This is a genomic window from Kutzneria sp. 744 (genome assembly GCF_000568255.1).
Classification (GTDB): domain Bacteria; phylum Actinomycetota; class Actinomycetes; order Mycobacteriales; family Pseudonocardiaceae; genus Kutzneria.
This window is the reverse complement of record NZ_KK037166.1, coordinates 11379886-11384845: the sequence shown is the minus strand read 5'-3', so window position 1 is coordinate 11384845 and position 4960 is coordinate 11379886. Positions and strand designations below refer to the sequence as shown.

At 70.3% G+C, this 4960-nt stretch carries 5 protein-coding genes; all 5 read right to left on the bottom strand.

Annotated features, from left to right (window positions below; all coding sequences use genetic code 11):
• Positions 1-69: 69 nt before the first annotated feature.
• A complete protein-coding gene (locus tag KUTG_RS51420; RefSeq protein ID WP_043727445.1) occupies positions 70-252 on the bottom strand; it encodes a DUF932 domain-containing protein in 183 nt (60 codons plus the stop codon).
• Positions 253-524: 272 nt separating this feature from the next.
• Entirely contained in the window at positions 525-746 is a 222-nt protein-coding gene (locus tag KUTG_RS51415) for a hypothetical protein (RefSeq protein WP_043727443.1), read from the bottom strand.
• A 1695-nt stretch (positions 747-2441) separates the two neighbouring features.
• On the bottom strand, positions 2442-2621 hold the full coding sequence (locus KUTG_RS60205; protein ID WP_157495405.1) for a hypothetical protein: 180 nt from the start codon (positions 2619-2621) through the stop codon (positions 2442-2444).
• A 931-nt stretch (positions 2622-3552) separates the two neighbouring features.
• Complete coding sequence (locus tag KUTG_RS51410; RefSeq protein ID WP_198047661.1) at positions 3553-3804, bottom strand: hypothetical protein; 252 nt, start codon at positions 3802-3804, stop codon at positions 3553-3555.
• Between the two features lie 306 nt (positions 3805-4110).
• Positions 4111-4960, bottom strand: an 850-nt coding sequence (locus KUTG_RS62770) for an ATP-binding protein (RefSeq protein WP_043727438.1), incomplete at its 5' end; no start/stop codon positions are given.

The following is a 4960-nucleotide window of genomic DNA, read 5'->3' as shown; positions in this document are numbered from 1 at the left end:
TGGGGGCGAGTGTCGTGGCGGGCGTGGCGTGGGACGCCCCGTGCGCGCCTTCGACGGGACGGGCGCGGTTCAGCTGGTCAGCAGTGCGAACGCGGTCTGCTTCTTCTTGGCCACGTCGCCGCTGGTGAGGGTCCGTAGGGCGTTGCGGTTGGCGCTGTTGGTGCGGCCCGCATGGTCAAGGTGCTCGCCGATGGCATTCAGCGCGCCCCAGCGGGTGTTGCGGATGTGGGCCGGGTGTCGGAGGAGGACCACAGCCAGCGCAGGGCCTCTTCGCGGCGTCGCTGGTTGTTCTGTGCCCGGACTTTTTGTCCGGGCAGTTCTGGCCCCACCCGTCCGGCACTCACCGGCAAAGACGCCCGGAGGCCCTCGGCCTCGCTGTCGGTGTCCCACACCGCGGCGATCAGTTCGTCGAACTCACGGCTTGTCATGGGCGTGTCCAACAGCGTGGACGCCTGCTGCTCCTCACGGTGTGTCCGCGCGATCGCGCGCCAGCCGCGCGATCGCGGCTGGCGCAGGCGGCACGTCTACGAGCTGAACGGGTTGCTGGTGGTGCTACCGAGCAAAGGCCCACCGAGAAGCTGCTCCCACGGCTGCAGCAGCAGCTGACAGGACGCGTCGGTGATGAGGTCGCGCACGACCAGCGCGAGCGCGGCCAGGCCGGCGGGTGACCCCTTGGCGATGCGGTAGGCCTCGTCGCGTTCGGCGGTCACGGCGGCGGCAATCACTTCACGCTGGGCGCGGGTCACCGCGGTCTCGTCTCGGTCGTCCTCGTAGATTGCGAGGACCGTCTGCTGGGTCGAGGTCAGCTGGTGTGAGCGGGTGATGAGGCCTGCGGCGTCGGGCCACTTGCGGGCGAAGTCCTCCGGGTAGCGACGACGGGGCCTCGGCGGTGGCGGCGGTCGGGAGCGGGAGCTGGCCAGCTGAGGCGCTGGCCGGGCTGGAGGGCTTGACCGGTGACGGGGCCACGGGTGCCGTGCGGGTCTGGTCTGCCGCTCCTTGCGACCGCCGCTTGTGGACGCTTGCAGTCGGGGTCACGGGCGCGGGTGGCGCAGGCCGCGCTGAGCGCTCGGCGGCGGGGCTTGTTGCGCATTGGGCCAGTGGCGCCCGGCCATTGAGGTCGTCCAGGACGGCCAGCAGGCGGTGCACAGCATTGGCCGCCTGATCGTCGGTGAGGTGACTGGGTACGAACACTCGGCTGGCGACGCCGTCAGCTCGCACGATCGCGCCGGTGCGCTCGATGGTGAATCCGCGGTCGCGCAGCGCCGCGCCCATGTCGCGGAGTTCCTTGCTCGGTGTCGCCGTGTCCGTGGTGCCTGTGCGCGGGCGGGGGCGCGGGTCCGTCGTGCTCGGCGCACCAGGGCGGGCCGACGGGGCCGCCGTGGTCTGGTGCAGGTAGCTGGTCTGGCTGATATCGAACACCGGCGCCATGCGGATCGTGGGGCGGGTTCCGTCGGCTCGCGCCCGCAGGTGTTGGGGGTCGACCTCAGCCGGGAGCATCTGCAGTGCCTGCTGCCCGCGTGTGACGCGCCGGCCCCGGGCGAGCCATCCCTCGACGGTGTCGATGTCAGTCAGCGAAAGACCGACCGGCAGAGTCTGCAGCGCGAGCAGTGCGCGGTCGATGGACCGAAGTCCGGTGACGCTGGGCGCGGCCGCGGTGATCTGGTCGGTGATCGCGGCGTACGTCTCCGGATCTGTCAGTGCGTGCTCGGCCATTGTCAACAAGTGTGCGTTGTGCTGTTGGAACTGCGCGATCTCGTCAGGGCTGTAGTGGTGGTGGATGGGGCGGCGCACAAGGGGTCCTTTCGATGGTCAGGTGTGTGTCCGACGCGCTGGCCGCCGATCGCCGTCGGCGTGCCGGGGTGTGCCCGTTTGTGGCTGTGGCAAGGCTGGTTAGCGTCCGATCACGACGTCGTCAGAGGCAGAGGCGGGGTAGACGCGGTATCGCCTGGTTCATCTACCGCACGCCGGCGACCGGCCCCATGGCTGCCCACTATCCACATGGCCTTCGATCAGTCCGCCGACAGTGACTCGGCGTGCAGCGGCCGGATTGGCCAGAACATCCACGACACCCCAGCGCCAGAGCAATCCCGGGCATGAGTTGGTCGAAGATCGCAATTCCGGGCACCCGACCGAGGTGAGCGCACTGATGGCGACGTGCGGCGGCTCGGATTACCTTCTCGGTTTCAGCCTCGCCGAGTTCGTCGAGGTTGAAGCCGACGACGCTGGTGGGGTCAACCCGGCGGCGCGCGCCTCCGCGAGCATGTCCTTTTTGGTCAAACCCGGCTCGACCAGCAATGGGAAGGCAGAGCGCCCCGGCGTCCAACCGCGTTCGATGGCCAGCGCGCGTTTGCGGTCCCGAGGGTTCGGGTCGATCCCGCTGTGGAGCACGATGTCGGCCGGCTCGGCGTTGGCGGCCAACCACTTCCGGCGCGGCAGGATCTTCAGGTATTACGAGTACGGAGCGAACCCGCTGTTACCGAGAGGCTGCCGATCCTCGAACACCGATCACGGGGTTCGGCCAGCGCCACTTCTACCAACGGGACGCCGAGCTTGCGGACGCCGCCGCAGAGGATCTCGTAGACATCGTCGTCGATTTTGGTGTTCGCAAACAGCAGCACCATGTTCTTGGTGCCGCGCTGGTCGGCGGCTCAGCTGGCGATCCCCCCGCCGTACTGAATGGGGTTATGTCGGAGAAGACCGTGGCACCGACCGCAGGCTCGGACAGGATTGCGTAGCGCGTGCCCAACCGCGGCGGCAGCGTGGTGACGGCGGGCAGCTCGGCGCGATCCAGCGACGACAGCGCGGCCAGGCGGGGCGGGGTGCGCTGTAGAGCGTGATGGCGTCCTGTGCCCATTCCCACAGAACCTGGCGGATTCGGGAAGCCCACAGCTGTTGGCGAGGGCTTCCGCGTGTCAGGCTGGGAACGTGGGCGTTGCGGTGTTCACCGCCGACTCCTTCATGTCCGAGTTCGCTGGCGTGCCGCGCCGATCCGTTCGGACCGGCGGCAGGCCTGACCGCGCGGTTAGCAGCGTGGTTGGAGCAGCGCCGGCGACAATCGGCGGCGCACGAGCACCAGGCGGGCACGTGTGCCGTGGCGACTGCTCGTCGCAGGCAGGACGTGTCGACGTTGTACCCGGGCGAGCCGGTCATGTCTGGGTTACCGCAGCAGCCCCGCCAGCGCGGGGACGGTGATCCGCGCACCCAGCATTGTGCGGATCAGGCAAACGGGTAAGACGCTAGCAGCCGGTCCTGGCTCCCAGTGGTCGGCCCGCCGACGGCATTTCGGTGGGGTGCGGGAATGTTGGCCCTGCTGGGAATCCCATCGCACGTATGCGGCCGGCGAGCCGGTGGGCGAATGAGGGCGAGCTCGTTGGTGGCCTTCGCGGGTCGCTGTCGGGTTGGGGGGAATTCGGGTTCTCCTCCACCCGGTTCGGGCGACGCCGTGGCTCGGGCGGTGGGATGCACTCACCGGGGGTAGCGGGCGGCCGCCCCGCCGTGCGGGACCTCGGCGTCGCGTCGTCGCGTTCCCGCTGTCGAGGCCGTCTTATCGGGTCAGCGCAGCCGCCACTGCTGGTCGTCGGTGTCGGTGATGTCCTCGCCGTGCAGCCAGGCGGCGAGCAGCGGCCGCAAGGGCTCGGCGATCGCCCGGTCGATCTGGGCCAGCGGCACCCCGGTATGGCGCTCGCGTTTGTGGTGGGCGAACGCGGTGAGCAGGCCGTGGATGCCGTCGGCCAGCGCGCGCGTGGGTGTGCCGGGCGGATAGTCGGCTTGCAGGGCGGCCAGGAACCGAGCGGTGTCCGACAACGGCGTGCGCACCTCGTAGCGATGCAGGTAGGGCAGCGTGGGCTCGACGGTGGTCCGCGGCTAGCCGTCCGGCGAGCACGACTCGGTTGTTGCGCGCGCCCCCACCGCACTGCACCACCCACACCGTGCTCCAGCGGATCCAGCAGCGGGTGATGCCCTTCATCATCAGCTCGGGGAGGCGGGTGCGGACCTGCTGCTCGAACTCCTTGCGCAGGCCGTATCCGATCAGCGCGTCGCCAAGGTCGCCGACGTCGCGCACGTACAGCTCCCGGTAGGGCGGGATGAACGCCGATGGGGGTCCGGGCATCACCGCACCTGCGATCCGGCCGGGCGCGTGCCGTCCGCGCGCCGCAGTGCCAGGGCCTGCTCCACGTGGCCGAGGTCAGGTCGCTTAGCGCCGTCGAGATCGGCGATGGTCCACGCCAGCCGCCAAACGGCCTCGGCGCCGCGGCGGGACAACGCTCCGGCGTCCCGCGCCTGGCACACGGGGGCGGCCAGCTCGCCGGGCATCGGCACAGTGTGCAGCCGCTCGGTCGGCACGGCGGCGTTGGTGAGAGCCGTTCCCGCGCCGGACAACGCCCTAGCACCTGGGTTCCATCGGGCGGCGCTGCGGGCCCGCGCAGCGGCGACCCGGGTTCGCGCCTGTGTCAGGAGTTGTCCGGCCCGCTGCTGCGCGGCGGTGCTGGGATGCTGGTTCATCACGCAGGCAGACGCTCCCAGCGTGAGGTGAATGTCAATGGCGTCCAGCAGCCCCGGCGCAAGCCGTGGCCGCCGGAGCGCCGAGGTGCGGACGCAGGTGGCGAACAGCTGGAAGTTGGCCGGGAAGCGCCGCTCGTGCCCGCCGTGAATGAGCGTGGTCTCTCGCGCAAGCAGCGTGACGCGGAGCGATCCCAGCGCAGCGGTGGTGAACTGGTCGAGTTCGCCTGCGACCAGGAGGCCGTGGTGCGCCTGGCTGACTGCGCCGGGGACGCCGCCGCCGATCAGCGCGGCGAGCGAGATGCTGTGGTGCGCGGTCGCCATCGGCGGGGTGCTGACCAGGATTGCTCCGTCCTCAGGTGGGCCGGTGAGTGATTGGAGCGCGGCGACCTCACGCTGCTGGGCCGGTGTGAGGTCGGGCAGCAACTGGTGCAGCCAGGTGGCCGCGAGCAGGGTGCCC

Excerpts from the sequence above, each read along its gene's own strand:
- KUTG_RS60205 (WP_157495405.1), bottom strand. The coding sequence starts at position 2,621 with ATGGTGCTGCTGTTTGCGAACACCAAAATCGACGACGATGTCTACGAG.